This is a genomic window from Flavobacterium sp. MMS24-S5 (assembly GCF_050320125.1).
GTDB lineage: Bacteria > Bacteroidota > Bacteroidia > Flavobacteriales > Flavobacteriaceae > Flavobacterium > Flavobacterium tyrosinilyticum.
In genome coordinates, this window is the sequence record NZ_CP190016.1 from 1814978 (window position 1) to 1834290 (window position 19313).

A 19313-nucleotide genomic window follows, 5' to 3' on the forward strand; every position below is an offset into this window, starting at 1 on the left:
TCTTATTTTTATAAAACTAATTCCTCAAAAATTGGATCTTGCAAAAGCGAAGCATACAAAGATTCTATAGCATGTTTAGAACCGTGTATCTGCCACTCTAAAATAATATGATCTACAGTACGATGTTGCACTAACAGTTTAGCTTTTATGCCGTAAGTCGAAAAAAGCTCTTTACATCTTGCATGGCCAGCATCTGAGCGTCTAAAGGTTATTCGAAGCGTTTTATGTTCGTTGATGAGGTCAATTTTATCCTGAAGAAAAGTTAGCATCGTTAGAATTATAAGAATCATAAGTGCTGCACAAGCCGAAGCAAAGTAATAACCCGCTCCTACTCCCATACTAACTGCCGCAACCGACCATATTGTCGCTGCCGTTGTAATTCCCGAAACATGATTGTCTGATCTAAAGATTACTCCCGCACATAGAAAACCTAAACCGGTTACAATATTAGAAGCTATACGGTCTGGATTTCCAGCTCCTCCGATCCATTGGGACATTAAGGTAAAAAAACAAGCTCCGACAGAAATCATTATTGTGGTGCGGAGACCCGCGGCTTTTCCTCTATATTCTCTTTCAGCTCCAATTAAAGCTCCCCAAAATGCGGCTAAAAGCAATCTTATGATAATTTCTACTTCCATTTAAGTCTTGTAATTTTTCAAATTAAAATTAAGGAAAAAACACAAAAAAACCTCCAAAATCAAAATGACTTTGAAGGTTTTACATTTACTATTTTATACTAAGGACTATTTTTCTTTCAATAGCTTTTCTAAATATTCAATTTTATCTTTTTCAGCTTGTAGAAGGCGTTCGTAAAGCTTTTTATTTTCTTCAACAGATTCTATTAATTTATCTAATGGATTAAATGTGCATACATTATTACTTCCAAAATTAGTTCCTTGACTATGGCTAAAATCATTTTCTGTGAAAGTATTAAAATAATTAATTACTCCTTCCTCAGAAAAATTCTTAATAGCTTCAACACTTACGCCTAAAGCTTTAGCAACTTGAATTAGTTTCTCTTCATCAATAGTCTCACTATTTTCCATAATAGAAACAGCTTGCTGGTTTGTTCCTAGCGCCTGTGCCAATGCTTCTTGTTTCATGTCTTTCAGTTCACGAATACGGCTTATTTTTCTACCGATGTGATTTGGTCTGGTTAATGTACTCATAGTTCAAAGATAATAATTACGACTTTAAAAATAAGAAATATGTATCTTACATAATTTGTTCTGTATGATACCGAAAAACAGTAAATAGAAACTTATTTTTGCATCATGACAAAAATACAACTTTTCAGACAAAAATAAATTTTAAAAATCCAGTTTACTTATATTCTTTTTCTTTTTGTGCATACCAATCTTTCATAACATAAAAAGCTTTCTTTTTAATTCCTTGATCAGAAACTAAACCTTTGCGATTAAAGAAATCCTGAATATTGGGCAATTGTCTTCTTGGCGATCTAAAATCAACTAGAATCCAAGGCGAAACTCCTGCTAAACCTTCAATTCTGTTGAACATTTGTGTATTTTGAATGTACAATTCTTCCTGATATTCTTCATTCCAGCGTTCTTTTTTGTCGCCGTGCAAACCTTGTAACGCTTCGCCTCCAAATTCGCTGACAATAACGGGTTTGTTGTACGGAATTACCCATTGCATGTCTTTGCAAGATTCATTAGTTCCTCTATACCAACCTAAGTATTGATTGAAACTTACGATATCTACATATTCATTCATATTGTCGTGAAGCGTATTGATATTATTGGAGCTCGAAGTAACTTCCATCGCCATACTAATCAAACGAGAATTATCCTGCGTACGCGCATATTTTGCCAGTTTACTTAAGAAAATATCACGATCATCGCCATGAGGCGTTTCATTGGCAATTGACCAAATTACGATTCCGCAACGGTTTTTATCTCTGTAAATCATGTCATGCAATTGGTGTTCGGCATTGGCATACGTATCTGGATTTGTCCACGAAATCGTCCGAATAAACCGGAACTTCAGACCAAATCATTAATCCCATTTTTTCGGCTTGTTTGACCATATTTTCGTTGTGCGGATAATGCGCCAAACGAACATAATTACAGCCTAATTCTTTTGCCCAAGTCAATAACGTAATGGCATCGTCTTGAGACCAAGCTCTTCCAGATCTAAAAGGCGCTTCTTCATGAATGCTGATTCCGCGTAAAAAGACTTTTTTTCCATTTAACAGAATTTCCTTGCCTTTGGCTTCAATGATTCTAAAACCAATTTGGTCAGCGATATTTTCATCTGCTTTAGAAATGGTTACATCATATAATTTTGGTTTTTCAGGTGTCCATAAAACAGGATTGGCTTTGATTTCAAAAGAGGCAATTCCTTTAGCATCGGTCGTAACGCTTTTTTTAATTTTCAATTCTGGAATGGAAACCGAAACCGTTTGATTTGCCAATTCGCTGTTTAGTTTTATCCAGCCCGAAATTTTTCCTTTTTCTTTTTTATCCAATTGAACCAAATAATCTTCGATATACGTATTCGGAACTTGAGCCAAAGTTACGTCTCTGGTAATACCGCCGTAATTCCACCAATCCATATTTACCGTTGGAACATTGTCTTTGTGGCGTTTGTTGTCGACTTTTACTACGACGAAATTATTTCCGTCGACTAATAAATTGGTTACATCAAAATTAAAAGGTGTATAACCTCCAATGTGCGTTCCTGCCAGTTTTCCGTTTACGTAGACTTTCGCATCATAATTGACAGCTCCAAAATGAAGAATTCCTTTGGTCTTGGCATCTTTTTTATAATTGAAATCTTTCTGAAACCAAACCGTTCCTTCGTAAAAAAACAATCTTTGATCTTTCGAATTCCAATCAGACGGAATATCCATAACTGATGAGGTTGCGAAATTATATTCGCTCAACTCTGTGGTATTCCATTTTTTATTTTCGAAAAAGCCATTGTCTTTAAAAGGCTCTAAACGATAATTATAATATCCGTTTTCGAGAGGATCTACAATATATCTCCATTTTCCGTTTAACGTAATATTGTTTCGAGATGAAATGTTAGATACCAACGGAATTTCCTGTGCTATTGTTTTTCCAATTAGGAGAAAAGTACAACACAACATCATTATCTTTTTCATAGTTAAAATCATTTTGGTTTTGAGGATCTTTAGTTAGTAAAATATGAAGATTATAAAGTTAAAAAGTTTCTTTAAAGCTGTATTAAATCAAACTCATTCATTTCCATAAAATACCCCATCAAATACTTATCAGTTTTGTGTTATGAGGCGTATTTACTTTGTTTGTCTTAAAACGATATATTACCAATAAGAATTTATATGTCGCTCCGCTGGAGCTTTTTGAATCTGAGGATTTAAATTATGCTATAAATATTTTGCTCCGCTGGAGCAATTCATAAAGGCTCAGAATTTCTAGATAATAATTTTTAGTCTATATTTAATCCAAAAAGATTTATCCTTTTTTCATTTAACATGGAACAATTAGAAAACATAATAAAACAAGTTTCAACTAAAAATAAAAGAAACCTATTTACCTTTTTAACGGGCGCTGGAATTTCTTCTGAAAGTGGAATTCCGACCTATAGAGGTGTTGATGGTATTTGGATCAAGGGAACTAAATTTCATAAACCTGAAGAATTTGGGACTTTTAAATACTTCAAAGAAAATCCTGAGGAAGTTTGGCAATATTCATTATTTCGAAAAAAAATGTTCGAAAATGCAAAACCAAACGCGAGCCATTACGAATTGGTCGAAATTGAAAACATTTTAAAAGACAGATTTCATCTGATTACTCAAAATATAGACAACTTACACCGATTAAGCGGAACAGAAAGAATTTTTGAAATTCATGGAAATAATAGACAAATAAAGTGTTCAAACGGCTGCAGAGAAATCATAGATCTACCTGAAGAAGTAAAAGGAAAAGAGATTGATGAAGATTTAACCGAAAGAGAAATAGAGCTTTTAAAATGTAAAAGTTGCGGAAGTTGGATGAGACCAAATATTCTGTGGTTTGACGAATATTATGACGAACAAACAAATAAAAAGTTCAGTTCTTTGAAAATTGCCAAAAATTCTGGAATACTTTTTATTCTAGGAACTTCTGGAGCAACAAACTTGCCTGTTGCAATTGCAGAAACTACTTTAAAATATGGCGGAACTATCGTTGATATTAATATAGAAGACAATCAGTTCACGGCTTTAATAAAAGACAAAAAGAATAAAATCATTATTCGTAAAACGTCTACTGAGGCTTTAAAATTGATTAAAGAAATGATTAAACATATGCATACTATAGTTAAAACTCCAATATGAGAACAATTCTGATACTAACATTCATCTTCCTTACAAACAATATTTTTTCACAAAATTATTTTGACTACAAAAAAGAGAGAAATCTTTTTAATTTAAAGCTCATAAGTAAAAATCAGAAAATATTATCTTATAAAAAAATAAATGATTCTGAAAGATTTCAAGGTAGATACTTAGGAGAAGTAAAGACTAATCAAGGAAAATATTATATTGTTATTTCATCATTTATTTTTAATTTAAAAAATAGTCCAAGTGCTGAAAATCATATTTTTATATATACTGATAAAAAGCAATTTTTTGGATATTATTATTTAAGCCATATTAATGAACTCCCCACTATATTGAAGAAATGTAAACTATATTTCGGCAACAAAGATTGCAAGGAAAAGAATATCATTAATCTTGATAATGGTTTTCCTAAAGCAATAAATTTAAAATGTAATGGAGAAAACAATTATTATGAACTTAATAAGTAAATCAAAAAATATAGTTAGATGAAACTATCTTAATTCAAAATTAAATTAAACTTTGAGCCTTTATAAAAAGTGTCCTTTATAAAAAACTGTACAAGTTAGAGACATTTTGCATAGCGCTTCAGTGAAGACTAAAGAGAGTAGAAAACAGATTTATTAACAAGGTAATAATCCATTTCAACTAAGAAATGGCTTCTTTATTTTCTTCAATCAATCCCAAAATTTTACCATAAGCAATAGCCGCTTTATGAACTTGAATCGTCCAATCTTCTGCAGCATTATCATCGGCTCCATCAGAAATATATTTTAAACTTAAAAACGGAATATTTTCTTTCATGGCAATCATGGCTAAGGCGTAGGCTTCCATATCAACCACATTGTAAGCGTCTGAACAATGTCCCATTTCAAAATTATCTCCAGTTCCGCAGATGCCTTCTTGAAGATTATCCATTAACAAACCATATTCTAAAAGTGGCGGCAAACCAGAAAGTGGCGTTTCGTATAATGCAAAACCCAAACCGCGAACATCCATATCTCTTTGTACAAATTTGGTACAGCAAATTACATCTCCTTTTTGAAAACAGCTACTTCCCGCCGAACCTAGATTTATGATTACAGACGGCCTTTTCTTTTGAATGGCTTTTGTCAATTCGTAAGCTGCATTTACTTTTCCGATTCCGGTAATTAAGACATTGTGATCTTTAAAAACTTCTGCGGCTTCAGATTCGAGCGCAAAACAGAATAATATCTCTTCAACCGCAAATGATGCCGTTTGATTAATTTGTATCATGTGTAATTTATTTTCGGTTTACAAAAATACGTTTAAAATTTTACGATGCTCTAACCTAAATTTAAAATCCAAAAAAGACGTTAAAGTCTGTTTTCGCTATTGGATTTTATGATATAAAAAATACATTTGCGAGAACCAGTAAAAAATTTAAAACCAGAAAGAATAACTGCATGGATAGTGAAAAATTTATTTTCTGCCTTGAAGGCGTTAAAGATATAGACGATCATACACAGACCAATGTGGTAAAATGTTTGGAAGAATTGGCCATAGACCAAGGTATTTCGAGCATTCATAAAACTTGCGATACGATCGAAGGTTTAGAAGAAAGTCTGAATATTTTGCTTTACGAAGATCACAATTTCAAAGATTATGAAATCATTTATTTAGCCATGCCTGGTCAGGAAAATAATATCTGTCTTCACGATTATTATTACAGCATTGAAGAAATTGCCGAATTGTTTGAAGGAAAAATGAAGGGTAAAATTATTCATTTTGCCAATCTTAAGGTTTTAGATTTAAATGAAGAAGAAGCGCAATATTTCTTAGACATAACTGGAGCGAGAGCCATTTCTGGCTACGGCTCTACGTATAATAAAATTGCTAGTTGCAGTACAATTGACAAAGCTTTTTTTAGCTTGTATCAAGAAAACGACAATATAATAGAAGTTGTTGAAGATCTGTATGCTAAACATTACAATCTCTGCAAACTGCTTGATTTTAGATTATATTATTAAAATGAAAAAGCAGGCGGAGAAAATAAAAACCTATAATCCAAAAGGGTTTCGAGAAAAGTTTTTAGGAGAAGACAATCCTATTCATGTGCTTTTCAAATCGAATTCTGATCATTTTTTCTGTTTGGAAATCGAAGAAATGATGCAGATGCAACATCCTGTTCCGCCTTCAAAACATTCTTGCCATACTTTGATTTTTATTTCGTCAGGTCAGCATGTTATGAAATTGGGGTATCAGGAATATGCCACGACCGATAACGAAATGATTATGGTTCCTGCTGGTCAGATTTTTTCGCTTGATAATGTCAACAACATTCATAAAGGTTATATCTGCCAATTTCATCCCGATATATTGATTCGGAAATATGGCAGCCGTGAACTGCTCAATGATTTTGACTTTCTAAAAATTTCAGGAGATCCCAAAATTAAACTTGCTCCCGAAGATATTACTCCAATTACCAATATTTTGGAACGATTGAAAAAGGAATATTCTGAAAAAACGGTTACAGATTTAAATATTGTTCAGTCGTATCTGATTACTTTGTTTTATGAAATGAATAAAAATGCGGTAAAAACTTCTAAAAGCATCTCGGCGGCAGAAGCAATTACGGGGAAATTTAAAGAATTGATTCATGACCATATTAAAACCCAACATCAGGTCAATTACTATTCCTCGATGCTAAATGTTACTCCCAATCATTTAAACAAATGTGTCAAAAATGTAACAGGAAAATCTGCTGTAAAATGGATTGACGAAAACATATTGCTAGAGGCCAAATATTTATTGTTCCAAACCACACTTTCTGTAGGTGAAATCGCAACGCAAGTAGGCTTTGAAGATCAATCTTACTTTAGTCGATTTTTTAAAAAAGCAGAAGGAATCTCTCCTATTCGGTATCGAAAAATGATTGATAAGTCCTAATTATTGATTATAGAATCCTAACAAATATGCGGGTGCTTTTCAGAAATTTGCTTCCTCAAAAATGCAAATTATGATTTATGTTTTTAAAACTTCCGTTGACAGCCCATCCAAATTTGAATCGGCCTCTGTACTTCTAAATGAATTATTACCTAATTCTTTGTGGAATTTTGACCTCGAAGATTGCGATAACATTCTGAGAGTTGACAGCGAGCTGAATGTAACCGCATTACTTCAAAACAATAGTATTTTCGATTGTATCGAATTAGAATAAAACTTTACAAGCCTTTTAAATTTATATGGAATCAAAATTATACCAAAACCGAACTTTTGAAACGATTGATTATTCGGATCAGAGTTTAGCCAATGTCGAATTTGTAAACTGCGAATTCATTAATTGCAATTTTTCTAAAAGTGATTTAAGTCATAACGACTTTCTAGATTGCACTTTTAAAAATTGCAATCTTTCTTTGGCTACTTTGAGAAATACGGGATTAAAAAACATCAAATTTATTGGCTGTAAATTAATGGGATTGGATTTTAGCGCTTGTAATAGTTTTTTATTTTCGATGAATTTTCAAGATTGTGTATTAGATTATTCTACTTTCATTTATAAAAAATTGAAGAAAACCAATTTTATAGACTGCCTCCTAAAAGAAGCTGATTTTTCGAATACCGATTTATCTTTGGCCGTTTTTAAAAATTGTGATCTTTCTGGTGCCACTTTTGTGGAAAGCATTTTAGAAAAAACCGACTTCAGAAGTTCCAAAAACTATGCTTTTGATCCATCCGAAAATAAAATTAAAGGGACAAAAGTTTCCCATACGGCACTTGCGGGTTTGCTTCAAAAATTTGATTTATCCATAGAGTGATTTTTAGTTTTCAGTCGCAGTCACAGTTTTTAGCAACTGAAAACTTTGACTGAAACTGAGACTGAAAACTTAAAAAGCGGGACTACAAACTAAATTGCATCCCGCTTTTCTCTATTTAATCAACCACGATTTTTATTTTATCCAACGTGGATCTCCCACTTTTCTATCAATTAATGTTTGATTTTTGACCGTAAAGTCACCATTTACAGCATTCGTAAATTGAGGATCTAATACAGTTGCAGCAGCATCTGGTCTATTATTACCTGTTGTTACCTGTAAATTAGGCGAATTGAAATTATTATTATTCGCAAACCCTGGAGCAGCCGTTGCTGTAGAATTGGTGTAAACTGCAGATCCAACTGCTAATAATGTATTACGTACTGTAGATAAATTAGAAACAAAACGTATATACAAAATTCTACTTGCTGCCGGTAAAGTAGGTGCATAGATTGTACATCCATCGATTAACACATTACTAGTTAATCCAGTTCCTGTTAATCCTGCAGCAGCATCCAAACGGATGAAATCACGTGATGAACAAGTGTCAAATGTACTTTTTGTTAAAGAAACACTTGCCACATAAGTAGTTCTGAAGTCAATAAAATCAGCACCTGCATTAACGTTTACATTTTCAATAATACTATTATCCACAGAGAATGATTTCAATCTTGCTGAGGCATTTCCGTAGATTAATTGAGAAGGATAATCATGAACATAACATCCGCTTATTAAAACATCTCCTAAACCTGTAGCCGCTGCTGTCGCAATTGCTATTGCTCCACCAGTTGTACCAGTTCCGTTTAAGTCTAAATCGATTAATGAAAGGTTAACCACTTCACTTGAATTAGCCGGATTATTAGCCAACGTGAAATTAACTTTTAGTTTTGGTTTGTTTTCTGGTCTTAAACCTCTTAACGTTATTGTTTTATTTATTGCAATTGTTCCTGTTTGAGCTGTATAATCTCCTGGCATGAAAACTAAAACAGATCCTGAAGGCGCATCAATAATTTTCTGAAGGAAATTATCTCCTTCTTTAACTAATATTCCTGTTCCAATGTCTATCCCCGTAGTAAAAGTTGCATTACCCCTTTTCTTTGTTCCATTTAATAAAATTGCAGTATAAGCAGTTTCTGGTGTTAATCCTGTAAGTGTAGCTACTCCCGCAGTTTTTTCAGCTGCTGTAATGGTGTGCGCAATATTTCCAGGCATAGCCGTAATTTGTGTTACAGCGCTATTTGGAGTCCATCTCAATGTAACCTGAGTTGCTTGAATATCTGCATCTTGAACTGGGAACATGATCTGCTCTGATAATGTTGTAGCAGTTATAACCGACCATTTAGAATCTGCTAAGCCAGAAGTAACTGCTTTTACTCTAATAGAATAAACCGTTTCTCCTTCTAATGCTACTTTTACAGGAAGTTCTGTAGGAGCAACATTTATCGTTTTATAAATTGTAGCGAAACTAGGATCATCGGCACTAAATTCAACTACATAATGATCTGCATTTTCATCTGCTTTAACCGTCCAATCTAACTCAACCGTGGTTGAGTTTCTGATGGTAGCTTTAAGTCCGATGGGAGAAAATTCTCTTGTATTTCCTATACCGTCTAATAACGCTTCATTATAACTTTCACAGCTAGAAACTGCAACTGAAAGAAGTAATACGGTTATTAATCCTTTAAATATATTTATTGTTTTCATCATAATAACTTATAATTTATTATTAGTTTTTTGAAAGATTTTAATAACCGTAATCATTTTTTAACTGACCATTACTTGCATCAAGAAATACTTGCCATATTGGCCAGAATTGTCTCTCATCAGGATTTACTCCTGCTTTATACAATGAAGCTATCTTAGCATCTGCAGCAGTTCCTGTCCATGTCCAAGCAGTAGAAGAATACAATGCTCCTGGATTTGTAGTTTCTCCACGGTTAAGTCCATAAATATCTAAACTTACATTATCTGACTGATATTTATAGTACAAAGTCGCTGGCACATCTGCATATTGTCCTGTACGAGTAGATAATTCAGCCATTTTTTGCTTTGCTTTATCTAAGTTTGCTTTAAGCAAGTTCCAACGGATAAGCGCTTGTTTACGTTCCATCTCTCCTGTAAACTCATATTTATTTTCTTCAACCAGAGCATTAAACATTGCATCTTTGCTCGTTAAGGCATTTACATAAGATTCAACCTTAGTCGCTTGATCTGCTGTAGAAAATGATCTTCTACGAATTTCTTTCAAATAGGGCATTGCTGCACTTGGGCCTTCTAATTCGTTTGCTGTTTCAGCAGCAATTAAAAGCACCTCAGCATAACGCATGTACATTTTATTAACCCCGTCATCATTAGTTGAAGTTACATAACGTTTCATCCATTCGTAACGATATTTACCAAAATACCATGTATCTAGAGTACCCAATTCTTGTTTTGCAATACCATTTACTGCTGCACCATATTTGTAAGGTACACAAGTAACATTTCTACGTGTATCTGCTTGATCATAATCATAGAAAACAAATGGCAACGGCTCTGCTACACCTCCACGGTTAGCTCCGTTAGCTTGAAATTGATCAGCTGCTGCAGTGTGTTTTACTGCAAAAGTGAATAACATTCTACCACGCCCATCAGAAAAAGGAAGTTCCCAAAGAGATTCTCCTCCAGCGGCAGTATTTTCTTCATTGTATTTTCTCCATAATCCTTCAAAAGTAGATTCTAAACGAGCAGAACCACTTTGGATCACTTCGCGAGATTCTTTTAATGCCAATGCATACATGTTGGCAACTGAAAGTTCTGGATCGCTACTTCTTCTTACTCCATCAGGATATTGCTGATAACCACTTGCTGCCAAAGCCAAACGTGCTCTAAATGCTTTTACAAAAGCTTTATTTACATGTTCTACTGTACTTGTATAAGCAGTTTCGTTAGGCCATGCCACCAATGTTGCTGCTTCACCTAAATCTGCAATTAATTGTTTGTAAATAACATCTCTACTCGCTTTAGGCAAATATAATGTCGCAGTAGTGATAGGCTCAAAACGAGCTGGAACATCACCCCAAGACTTAAGCAAATCGGCATAATAGATCGCTCTTAATGTTAAAGCCTCTCCTAGTAGTTGTCCCATTTCTGAGCCTGGTGTAGGATTTCCATATTGACGTAGACCCTTAATGCAGATATTTGCACGCTCAATACCTGAATACATCATTGAATAGGCATTGTTGGTAGTATTCATCTCCGTATTAGTTGGCTTTGCATCATATACACACAAATCTGCTTTATCTCCTGCTGTTTGCGAAGTGTTGTACCATTCTACGTCTGTATTTAATCCATAATATGGTAAAAATCTTCCTCTATAAGAATTGGTCTCTGCGAATGGCACTTTTATTCCGTCAATAGCTCCTTTTGCAAGTGCTACTTCAGAAAATATCAAAGATGGTTCTAATGTTGACTTTGCATCTGTTTCTAAATAGTCATCTTCAAATTGCTGGCAAGAACTAAATAAAGCCGCAATAATCAATCCCGCTATTATTATTTTATGTTTCATTTTGTGATCGTTTAAAATTAGAAATTAAGATTCATTCCAAAAATCATCTGTCTGCTTCTTGGATAAGGACTTGAATCAACCCCAGGAGTAAGTGGAGTTTTTCTTTTTGTTGAAACTTCCGGATCTGAACCCGAATAATTAGTCCAAACAAAAACATTGCTTCCTGTCAAGTAAAATCTCAATTTAGAAACTCCAAGTTTAGATGTAAACATCTCAGGCATTGAATACCCTAATGTTAAAGTATTCAATCTTAAAAAAGATGCATCTTCAACTGCCCAATCAGTAAAGATAGCTTGTCTCATATATGGAGACCACATCGTTGTATTAGCGTTAAGCGCCGCTAAAGCTTCAGGATTATCTGTTACTAATTGACCTGTTGCTGGATCTAAATTAGTCCATCTTTGACCATCAGCCATAGTAGAATTTAAATTTTTATATCTTCCTGAAGCTGTAGCTGTAGAAAATTCAATTTTATCGGCATTATATACCTCATTACCAATACTCCAGTTAAAAGCTGCCATTAAATCGAAACCATAAGCATTACCATTAATCACAAAACCTCCTGTACTTTTAGGATTAACATTACCAATAACGGTTTTATCGTTTATATCTACTTTACCATCTCCGTTAATATCTTTTAATTTCATATCTCCAGGCTTAAGACCACTTCCGTCTCCTACTAGAGAAGTAGAAGTATTAACTACTCCAGTTTTCAAAACATACTTTCCTGCAACATAATCAAAGTCTGAAACTTCATATCTTCCATCATTTTTGTAGCCGTACATACTTCCTAACGAAGAACCAACTGCGATAAGATAATCATCTCCAATTTGAGAAGAAGCCCATCCTGTAGGTTGTCCAAAGTCATTCATAATACCCAATGAGTTAACACGATTTTTGTTTACTGCCATATTGAATGAAAAATTCAATCCATATTTCGCTTTTTCAATTGCAACAACGTTTATAGTAGCCTCGAAACCTTTATTTTGATTTTGTCCCATGTTACGATATTGAAAATCATATCCAACTCCTGAAACTGGAAAATTAAGCAATAAGTCGTTCGTTAGATTTTTATAGATATCAAAATTACCACTTAAGCGATTTTTGAAAAATGCAAAATCTAAACCAATATTTTGAGTAACTGTTGTTTCCCATTTCAAGTCAGGATTAGGCATTGTTTTAGAAGGTGCCCAAACACTAGTAACGCCGTTAATCCATGTTGTTGGTGTTGATTGAAAAATTTGAATTTGCTGCCCAACAGGTATATTGTTATTACCTGCCTCACCATAACTTGCTCTTAATTTTAAAAGGCTTAACCAAGTTTTATTTTTTAGCCAATTTTCTTCTGACATTTTCCATCCTGCTGCAAAAGCTGGGAAATATCCCCAACGGTTCGCCCCTAAAAATTTACTAAATCCATCTGCACGAAATGTAGCCGATAGGATATAACGGTTTTTATAATCATAATTTGCACGTCCGAAGAAAGATAATAATCTGTCATCAGGGCTATAATAATTATCTACCGCTTGAGGAGTACCTTGTGTAGTTAGAGTTTTTGCTTTTTCAAAATCAAAAAAGCTAGGATATCCATGTATCGTACTCGTTACAGTATTGGTGCTATATGTAATACTTTCCTCCCCTATAAGAGCTGTCAAATGATGATCTTCTCCCATTATTTTTTTGAAGTCGTAATTTAACGTATTAGCATTTCTAAAGCGTTTCTGTTTACCATCTGACATAATCATTGCAGGCAAACCTTGTAATACAGCTGTTGGCGAATTATTTACATAATAAGTTGATTGACCATAAAAACGATAATCTGTGTTATTAGAATTATCTAGACCTAAATCTACTTTCAGTTTTAAATTATCTACGATCTCCCATCCAAAACTTCCTAACATATTAAAGTTTTTACGAAACTGCTGAGCATTATTATCCGAAATAGAAGTAAAAGGATTTATTAACATATCTGTTCCATCTCCACTCACATCTTCTGAAGTTAGACCTGGTACTGGAAGTGGTGCATAACCCACAACAGTACGCATACGAGAATCTGACGAAGATTTCTCATTTTGCTCATTTACCCCGCCACCATCAATCTCTGTATCTGAATAACGCATTGTAAAAGCAACATCAATTTTATCATTTAGTTTACTTTTTAAAGCTAATGCTAAGTTATTTCTTTTGTAGTTTGAGCCTACCATGATAGCTTTTTCATCGTAATGAGCATAATTAAAATTATAATTAAGCTTATCCGTTCCACCTCTAATTCCCAAATCACGACTTTGAACTTCTCCTGTGCGTCCAAAAATTTGCTCTTGCCAATCATCCCCTTTTAAACCTTGGTACATATCGTGATCTTGCCAATTTCCAAAATACTTTGTATAGCTATCTGGATTAGAAGGTACTTTAGTTCCGCTTTGCGAAAGCAAGGCATATTCATATTGCCATTTCGTATAATCCTCTGGAGATAAAACATCAATTTTATTCGCCATCGTTTTCATACCATAAAACATATTAAAGTTTACGGCCATTTTTCCATCTTTTCCGCTTTTTGTCGTAATAAGAATTACCCCATTTGCACCACGTGATCCGTAGATTGCAGTTGAAGCCGCATCTTTTAAAACGGTCATTGTTTCAATATCAGATGAAGAAATATCATTCATATTATTGATAGGGAATCCATCTACAATAATTAAAGGCGAAGCGTCTTGAGTAAGTGAACCTCCTCCACGAACTCTAATTTTAATATCAGCATCTGGAGAACCCTCTGCTGCAGTTACCTGCACACCGGCAATTCTACCCGTTAAAGCTTCAGCAACATTGGCTACCGGCACTTTTTTCAAATCTGCACCAGAAATAGTAGAAACTGCACCAGTTAAATCAGATTTCTTAGCTGTTCCGTATCCGATTACAACAACTTCATTTAAGTTGTTAGAATCTTCAGACATCGTTGCGTTAACTTTCGTTTTTCCCTCAGCAGAAATGTCAATGTTTTTGAATCCTATAAAAGAAAAACTTAATACTGCTTTCGGATTGGTTAGTTTTATTTTGTAATGCCCGTCAAAATCGGTAGAAGTTCCGTTCTTAGTTCCTTTTTCTAAGACGTTTACCCCAGGAAGAGAAAGTCCCGCAGCATCCTTCACGGTTCCCTCTATCGTTGTGCCCTGCGCGTGTACTTGACTACCGATCAATAAGCACAGTAAGAAAACAAGTTTAAAGCAAAAATTTGCTCCTTTGTTTAATAGTTCTTTAAAGTTCATGGTTGATTGTTTAAGTTATTAAAAGTTTTTTCTTTTTGGTTTAAGTGGTTTTTTGTGGTTACTTTCAATTCATTTTATAGTTAATTTTTGTGGTTTTATTTTAACAGTAATTTATCTACCTCCTCACTAAAGCTTTGTTTCTGCTCTATTTCCCATCTTTTTACTTAATCGATTTCGAACAATCAAAAAAAAGTTGTAATCGATTACACAAACATAGATATTTTTTTCAAACGAAAAATAAAATTTCCCAAAAATTTCATAAAAAAAATTACATTTTAAAAATTTTATTGCTTTTTTATGTGGGATGTATAATTTATACCAACTTAAAATATTAAAAATATTATTATTAATCGTTTATTTGATTCTATTTTTGCAAAAAAAACAATCGATTACATGAATATTAATTACGAAATTATTAGGTGTTAATTTTACACTTAAAAAGTTAAAGAGATCCTAAAAAAAATTAGAACAGCGAGAAAGAAGAGCTATATTTTAAAGTGTATTTTCTGACTAGAAGCGTCTAATGAATAAACCCGAAGAAGAGTTTAAGCTTTAATCAATTCGTTTAAGGCACAAAAAAAGCCCTTAAACAAAAGTTAAGGGCTAAGAAAAATGAATATTTTAAAGTTATACAGGCTGTAACTGAACTTGTTTCTGATGTAATCTCATCAATATGAATGTAATAATCATTCCGATTACCGACATAACAACTCCAATAAGATTTGGAGACGAATAACTGAATCCCGCAGCCAAAGGTAATCCACCAAGGAAAGCGCCTAAAGCATTACCAATATTAAAACTTCCTTGAAGTGATGCCGAAGCAATCATTTCTGCTCCTTTTGCTGTACGAATCATAAGCATTTGAATTGGCGCAATAACCGAGAATGAAATAGCTCCGGTCAAAAAAGTAAGAAACAGCGATACATATTGATTGAATGAGAAAAAGTAAACTAGAGTTAAATCTAAAGACATTACTAATAATAAAGCTAATGTCGTTGGTGCTGGCGAAAAACGATCTGCCAATTTACCTCCCACAAAATTACCAACTACCATTCCTAGTCCTGCTAAAATCAGGATAGACGAAACATCTTCTGGTGAAAATTTAGACACATTAATTAATAAAGGAGCAATATAACTGATCCAAGCAAACAAGCCTCCAAAACCAATTGCGGTAATTCCGATAATTAGCCAAGCTTCTGTTTTCTTAAAGAACTGAAGTTGTGTTTTCATATTTACACTTTCTCCTTTTTCAAGATTTGGCATCCAAAGATAAATTGCCAAAAAAGTCAATAATCCAACAATAGCAATTAATACAAAAGTATAACGCCAAATAAAATGATGACCTATATAAGTTCCAATTGGCACACCTATTAAGTTGGCAATAGTTAAACCAGCAAACATTATAGAGATTGCCTGCGCTTCTTTTCCTTTATCTGCCAAACGGCTTGCGACTACTGCTCCCACTCCAAAAAATGCTCCATGCGGTAATCCAGATAAAAATCTAGATGCAAATAAAATATTATAATCGGGAGCAATAATGGACAATGCGTTAAAAACGGCCAACATTAAAGCTAAAATTAAAAGCATTTTTTTAGGTGCATAATTTCTTCCTGCGATTACTAACAAAGGCGCTCCAATAACAACTCCAAGTGCATAAGATGAAATTAAATATCCGGCAACTGGGATTGAAACTTTCATATCTGAAGCAATATCTGGGAGCAATCCCATCATTACAAATTCTGTAATACCAATAGTTAACCCTCCTAAAGAGAGCGCAATAAGACTTTTTTTCATTTTGATTTACTGTAGAAAGGAATAGATTTCTACGAGGCAAAATTAACACCGTTAGCCTTAAAAAAAATTGTAAATTTGTGACATAAAATTGTATATTTAAGTTATGCCTAAATTAAATCAGTTTAAAACGCTTGTTCTGGATGAATTTGAAGAAGAGAAGTTTCATCTCCCTCCACATACGCATACGTATTATGAAATCATCTATATAAAGAAAGGAAGCGGAATTCATCACCTCAATAACAATCTGCTTCCGTATAAAGCTGGAGATCTATTTGTTATTTCGCCAGACGACGAACATTATTTTGATATAAAGAAAAGTACCCGATTCATTTTTATCAAATTCACTGATAATTATTTCAACTCCAAACAAAATCTTACTTGCGATGAATTTTTAGTAAATACTCCCGAAAGATTCATGCGGGATAAAATCCTAAAAGAAACGGTTTTGAAATTTGATGAACCTTGCAAAACGATTCTAAAAAACACAGTTGAAAACATTGTAACATATGGGCATTATATAGATGTTACCTCATCTCCTATTGTTTTCTATCAGATTCTTTCTCTCTTTGGTTTAATTAAAGAAACAATTCGAGGCATGAATTTACAGATGAAATCGACTCATTTGGATAGCGAACAAATTGCGAATTACATTCATCAGAATATTTATCAGCCCAAACTGGTTCAAGTAAAAGTAATTGCGGATCATTTTAATATTGCTCAAACCTATTTTAGTGCTTATTTCAAAAGAACTTTCAGCATCAGTTATCGCGAATACATTCATAATTTAAGAACTACTTTAATCGAAAAAAGATTTCATAACAATCAATTGCCAATAAAACAGATTGCCTACGAATTTGGTTTTACAGATGAAAGTCATTTGACGAATTATTTTAAAAAGCGAAAAAACATGAAACCAACCGATTTTAAGAAACTGTAGTTATCGAAATCTTAAAAAGTAATTTCTGCACACATTTTTAACTAAATTTGTATTTCTAAAAAACAATTTCTTTGAAAAAGAAAATCCATATAATAATGCTTTTTATTACACTCAGTTTCTTTTTGAACCCGAGTTATACCTACGCATGCAATATGGTGCATCATAAAGAAATGACTTCTAAAGAAGAAAACAGCTGTTCTAAAAAATGCTGCGAAAAGAAAACTTCAAAACAGGAAAAACACAATTGTGACGGAAAATGCCGTCATTCTGGCTGTACAACTTCTGCATTGCAATTTGTTATTTTAACTTCAAATGATCTTGATTTACAAAATGATGTTTTCAATTTTTCTTTAAAAAACACTATTTCATCTTACAGTAAGTCTACCATTTCTTCTGGATTTACTTCTATTTGGCTCAAGCCGAAAATATAATTATCGTATTGATGACAGCCCATATTGGGTCTTTTTTAAAACTAAATTTTTAATTAATTTTAAAGGAAATAAAATCCTTTACCTAAATATTATATACAATGAAAAAATCAATCATAGCTTTAGCAACAGTACTTACCGTATTATTTAGTGCCAATAACATTCAAGCAAATACAGCAAAAGTAGAATCGGGAACAACAGAAATCGTTGATGCGAGTCAGCTTCAATCTGTTTACGATGCTTATTTTACTGTAAAAGATGCACTTATTAAAAGTGACAGCAAATTAACTTCGGCAAAAGCCAAAGACTTACTGACAGCGATTACTGCGGTAAAAATGGACAAACTAAAGAGCAACGAACATACGGTTTGGATGAAAGTGGTTAAAAAACTAACTGCCGATGCTAAAAGTATTTCAGCAACAACAGATCTTAAAAAACAACGTGAGACTTTTAAATCTTTATCTAAAAGCACTTACGACCTTATAAAAGTTTCTAATCCAGAACAAACAATCTACAAACAATATTGCCCAATGGCAGATGCTGATTGGTTGAGCAAAGAAAAAGCAGTTAAAAATCCGTATTACGGTTCTTCTATGTTGACTTGCGGAAATGTGGTAGAAACGATCAAATAAATATGAAGCTTTACATCAAAAATATGGTGTGCAGCCGATGCAAAATGGTAGTGAAGTCTGAGTTCGAAAAACTCGGACTTCCTACTATTTCTGTTGAGTTGGGTGAAGTCGAACTGGAAAAAGAAATCAGCGACGAGCAAAAAGAAGTTCTATTAGAAAATCTTCAAGTTTTAGGTTTTGATTTAATTGACGATAAAAAAACAAAAACCGTCGAAAGAATAAAAAATCTGATTGTCGATTTAGTGCATCATAAAAACAACGAACTTAAAATTAACTTATCTGATTATTTGGCAGAAAACTTAAATCAGGATTATAATTCGCTTAGCAATTTGTTTTCAGAAATTGAAAATACCACGATTGAAAAGTATTTCATCAGCCAGAAAATTGAAAAAGTAAAAGAATTATTGATTTACAATGAGCTTTCGTTAAGCGAAATCGCCGATATTCTCAACTACAGTAATGTAGCTCATTTGAGTAATCAATTTAAAAAAATTACAGGCTTTACTCCTACTTCTTTCAAGCAATCAAAAGATAAAATGCGTATTCAGATCGAGAATATATAGTTGATTTAAACGCAAAGAACGCAGAGATTTACGCAAAGCACACAAATTT

At 33.3% G+C, this 19313-nt stretch carries 17 protein-coding genes and 1 pseudogene; 10 read left to right on the forward strand and 8 right to left on the reverse strand.

Going from position 1 to position 19313, the window contains the following annotated elements; genetic code table 11:
• Positions 1–8 precede the first annotated feature (8 nt).
• The 3 genes and pseudogenes from ACPWTF_RS08230 to ACPWTF_RS08240 form a co-directional block, all read right to left on the reverse strand.
• Positions 9–638 carry an MgtC/SapB family protein gene (locus tag ACPWTF_RS08230; protein ID WP_427875102.1) on the reverse strand — a complete coding sequence of 210 codons (630 nt, stop codon included), beginning with the start codon at positions 636–638 and terminating at the stop codon, positions 9–11.
• A gap of 105 nt (positions 639–743) precedes the next feature.
• Complete coding sequence (locus tag ACPWTF_RS08235) at positions 744–1169, reverse strand: helix-turn-helix domain-containing protein (protein ID WP_379800834.1); 426 nt, start codon at positions 1167–1169, stop codon at positions 744–746.
• 154 nt (positions 1170–1323) lie between these two features.
• A pseudogene (locus ACPWTF_RS08240) lies at positions 1324–3139 on the reverse strand (glycoside hydrolase family 2 protein).
• A gap of 339 nt (positions 3140–3478) precedes the next feature.
• On the opposite strand from ACPWTF_RS08240, the gene ACPWTF_RS08245 reads away from it, so the two are divergent.
• Both ACPWTF_RS08245 and ACPWTF_RS08250 read left to right on the forward strand, forming a co-directional pair.
• Entirely contained in the window at positions 3479–4321 is an 843-nt protein-coding gene (locus ACPWTF_RS08245) for an SIR2 family NAD-dependent protein deacylase (RefSeq protein ID WP_427875103.1), read from the forward strand.
• Positions 4318–4794, forward strand: a complete 477-nt coding sequence (locus ACPWTF_RS08250) for a hypothetical protein (protein WP_427875104.1) — start codon at positions 4318–4320, stop codon at positions 4792–4794. The genes ACPWTF_RS08245 and ACPWTF_RS08250 overlap by 4 nt, the downstream gene beginning before the upstream one ends.
• A 178-nt stretch (positions 4795–4972) precedes the next feature.
• On the opposite strand, the gene ACPWTF_RS08255 is transcribed toward ACPWTF_RS08250, so the two are convergent.
• Positions 4973–5581, reverse strand: a complete 609-nt coding sequence (locus ACPWTF_RS08255) for a nucleosidase (RefSeq protein WP_427875105.1) — start codon at positions 5579–5581, stop codon at positions 4973–4975.
• Positions 5582–5751: 170 nt separating this feature from the next.
• On the opposite strand from ACPWTF_RS08255, the gene ACPWTF_RS08260 reads away from it, so the two are divergent.
• From ACPWTF_RS08260 to ACPWTF_RS08275, 4 genes are all read left to right on the forward strand, one after another.
• On the forward strand, positions 5752–6315 hold the full coding sequence (locus ACPWTF_RS08260; RefSeq protein ID WP_095929461.1) for a DUF6642 family protein: 564 nt from the start codon (positions 5752–5754) through the stop codon (positions 6313–6315).
• Between the two features lies 1 nt (position 6316).
• Complete coding sequence (locus ACPWTF_RS08265; protein WP_427875106.1) at positions 6317–7234, forward strand: helix-turn-helix domain-containing protein; 918 nt, start codon at positions 6317–6319, stop codon at positions 7232–7234.
• Between the two features lie 70 nt (positions 7235–7304).
• Positions 7305–7505 carry a hypothetical protein gene (locus ACPWTF_RS08270; protein ID WP_095929569.1) on the forward strand — a complete coding sequence of 67 codons (201 nt, stop codon included), beginning with the start codon at positions 7305–7307 and terminating at the stop codon, positions 7503–7505.
• A 25-nt stretch (positions 7506–7530) separates the two neighbouring features.
• Complete coding sequence (locus ACPWTF_RS08275; protein WP_427875107.1) at positions 7531–8103, forward strand: pentapeptide repeat-containing protein; 573 nt, start codon at positions 7531–7533, stop codon at positions 8101–8103.
• A gap of 132 nt (positions 8104–8235) precedes the next feature.
• Here the strand turns inward: ACPWTF_RS08275 and ACPWTF_RS08280 are convergent, their stop codons facing one another.
• The 4 genes from ACPWTF_RS08280 to ACPWTF_RS08295 form a co-directional block, all read right to left on the reverse strand.
• Positions 8236–9807: a DUF4957 domain-containing protein gene (locus ACPWTF_RS08280; RefSeq protein ID WP_427875108.1), complete on the reverse strand. Its 1572-nt coding sequence runs from the start codon at positions 9805–9807 to the stop codon at positions 8236–8238.
• Between the two features lie 37 nt (positions 9808–9844).
• On the reverse strand, positions 9845–11647 hold the full coding sequence (locus ACPWTF_RS08285) for a RagB/SusD family nutrient uptake outer membrane protein (protein WP_427875109.1): 1803 nt from the start codon (positions 11645–11647) through the stop codon (positions 9845–9847).
• A gap of 17 nt (positions 11648–11664) precedes the next feature.
• Positions 11665–14910, reverse strand: a complete 3246-nt coding sequence (locus ACPWTF_RS08290) for a SusC/RagA family TonB-linked outer membrane protein (protein WP_427875110.1) — start codon at positions 14908–14910, stop codon at positions 11665–11667.
• Between the two features lie 627 nt (positions 14911–15537).
• Complete coding sequence (locus ACPWTF_RS08295) at positions 15538–16704, reverse strand: MFS transporter (RefSeq protein ID WP_427875111.1); 1167 nt, start codon at positions 16702–16704, stop codon at positions 15538–15540.
• 103 nt (positions 16705–16807) lie between these two features.
• Here ACPWTF_RS08295 and ACPWTF_RS08300 point away from each other — a divergent pair, with 103 nt between their 5' ends.
• The 4 genes from ACPWTF_RS08300 (at position 16808) to ACPWTF_RS08315 (ending at position 19264) form a co-directional block, all read left to right on the forward strand.
• Positions 16808–17641: an AraC family transcriptional regulator gene (locus tag ACPWTF_RS08300; RefSeq protein ID WP_427875113.1), complete on the forward strand. Its 834-nt coding sequence runs from the start codon at positions 16808–16810 to the stop codon at positions 17639–17641.
• 71 nt (positions 17642–17712) lie between these two features.
• Positions 17713–18072: a hypothetical protein gene (locus ACPWTF_RS08305; protein WP_427875114.1), complete on the forward strand. Its 360-nt coding sequence runs from the start codon at positions 17713–17715 to the stop codon at positions 18070–18072.
• A 98-nt stretch (positions 18073–18170) separates the two neighbouring features.
• On the forward strand, positions 18171–18701 hold the full coding sequence (locus ACPWTF_RS08310; RefSeq protein WP_427875115.1) for a DUF3347 domain-containing protein: 531 nt from the start codon (positions 18171–18173) through the stop codon (positions 18699–18701).
• A gap of 2 nt (positions 18702–18703) precedes the next feature.
• Positions 18704–19264, forward strand: coding sequence for an AraC family transcriptional regulator (locus ACPWTF_RS08315; RefSeq protein ID WP_320493126.1), 561 nt, complete (start codon positions 18704–18706; stop codon positions 19262–19264).
• The last annotated feature ends 49 nt before the right edge of the window (positions 19265–19313 follow it).

Excerpts from the sequence above, each read along its gene's own strand:
- ACPWTF_RS08230 (WP_427875102.1), bottom strand. The coding sequence starts at position 638 with ATGGAAGTAGAAATTATCATAAGATTGCTTTTAGCCGCATTTTGGGGA.
- ACPWTF_RS08235 (WP_379800834.1), bottom strand. The coding sequence starts at position 1,169 with ATGAGTACATTAACCAGACCAAATCACATCGGTAGAAAAATAAGCCGT.
- ACPWTF_RS08245 (WP_427875103.1), top strand. The coding sequence starts at position 3,479 with ATGGAACAATTAGAAAACATAATAAAACAAGTTTCAACTAAAAATAAA.
- ACPWTF_RS08250 (WP_427875104.1), top strand. The coding sequence starts at position 4,318 with ATGAGAACAATTCTGATACTAACATTCATCTTCCTTACAAACAATATT.
- ACPWTF_RS08255 (WP_427875105.1), bottom strand. The coding sequence starts at position 5,581 with ATGATACAAATTAATCAAACGGCATCATTTGCGGTTGAAGAGATATTA.
- ACPWTF_RS08260 (WP_095929461.1), top strand. The coding sequence starts at position 5,752 with ATGGATAGTGAAAAATTTATTTTCTGCCTTGAAGGCGTTAAAGATATA.
- ACPWTF_RS08265 (WP_427875106.1), top strand. The coding sequence starts at position 6,317 with ATGAAAAAGCAGGCGGAGAAAATAAAAACCTATAATCCAAAAGGGTTT.
- ACPWTF_RS08270 (WP_095929569.1), top strand. The coding sequence starts at position 7,305 with ATGATTTATGTTTTTAAAACTTCCGTTGACAGCCCATCCAAATTTGAA.
- ACPWTF_RS08275 (WP_427875107.1), top strand. The coding sequence starts at position 7,531 with ATGGAATCAAAATTATACCAAAACCGAACTTTTGAAACGATTGATTAT.
- ACPWTF_RS08280 (WP_427875108.1), bottom strand. The coding sequence starts at position 9,807 with ATGATGAAAACAATAAATATATTTAAAGGATTAATAACCGTATTACTT.
- ACPWTF_RS08285 (WP_427875109.1), bottom strand. The coding sequence starts at position 11,647 with ATGAAACATAAAATAATAATAGCGGGATTGATTATTGCGGCTTTATTT.
- ACPWTF_RS08290 (WP_427875110.1), bottom strand. The coding sequence starts at position 14,910 with ATGAACTTTAAAGAACTATTAAACAAAGGAGCAAATTTTTGCTTTAAA.
- ACPWTF_RS08295 (WP_427875111.1), bottom strand. The coding sequence starts at position 16,704 with ATGAAAAAAAGTCTTATTGCGCTCTCTTTAGGAGGGTTAACTATTGGT.
- ACPWTF_RS08300 (WP_427875113.1), top strand. The coding sequence starts at position 16,808 with ATGCCTAAATTAAATCAGTTTAAAACGCTTGTTCTGGATGAATTTGAA.
- ACPWTF_RS08310 (WP_427875115.1), top strand. The coding sequence starts at position 18,171 with ATGAAAAAATCAATCATAGCTTTAGCAACAGTACTTACCGTATTATTT.
- ACPWTF_RS08315 (WP_320493126.1), top strand. The coding sequence starts at position 18,704 with ATGAAGCTTTACATCAAAAATATGGTGTGCAGCCGATGCAAAATGGTA.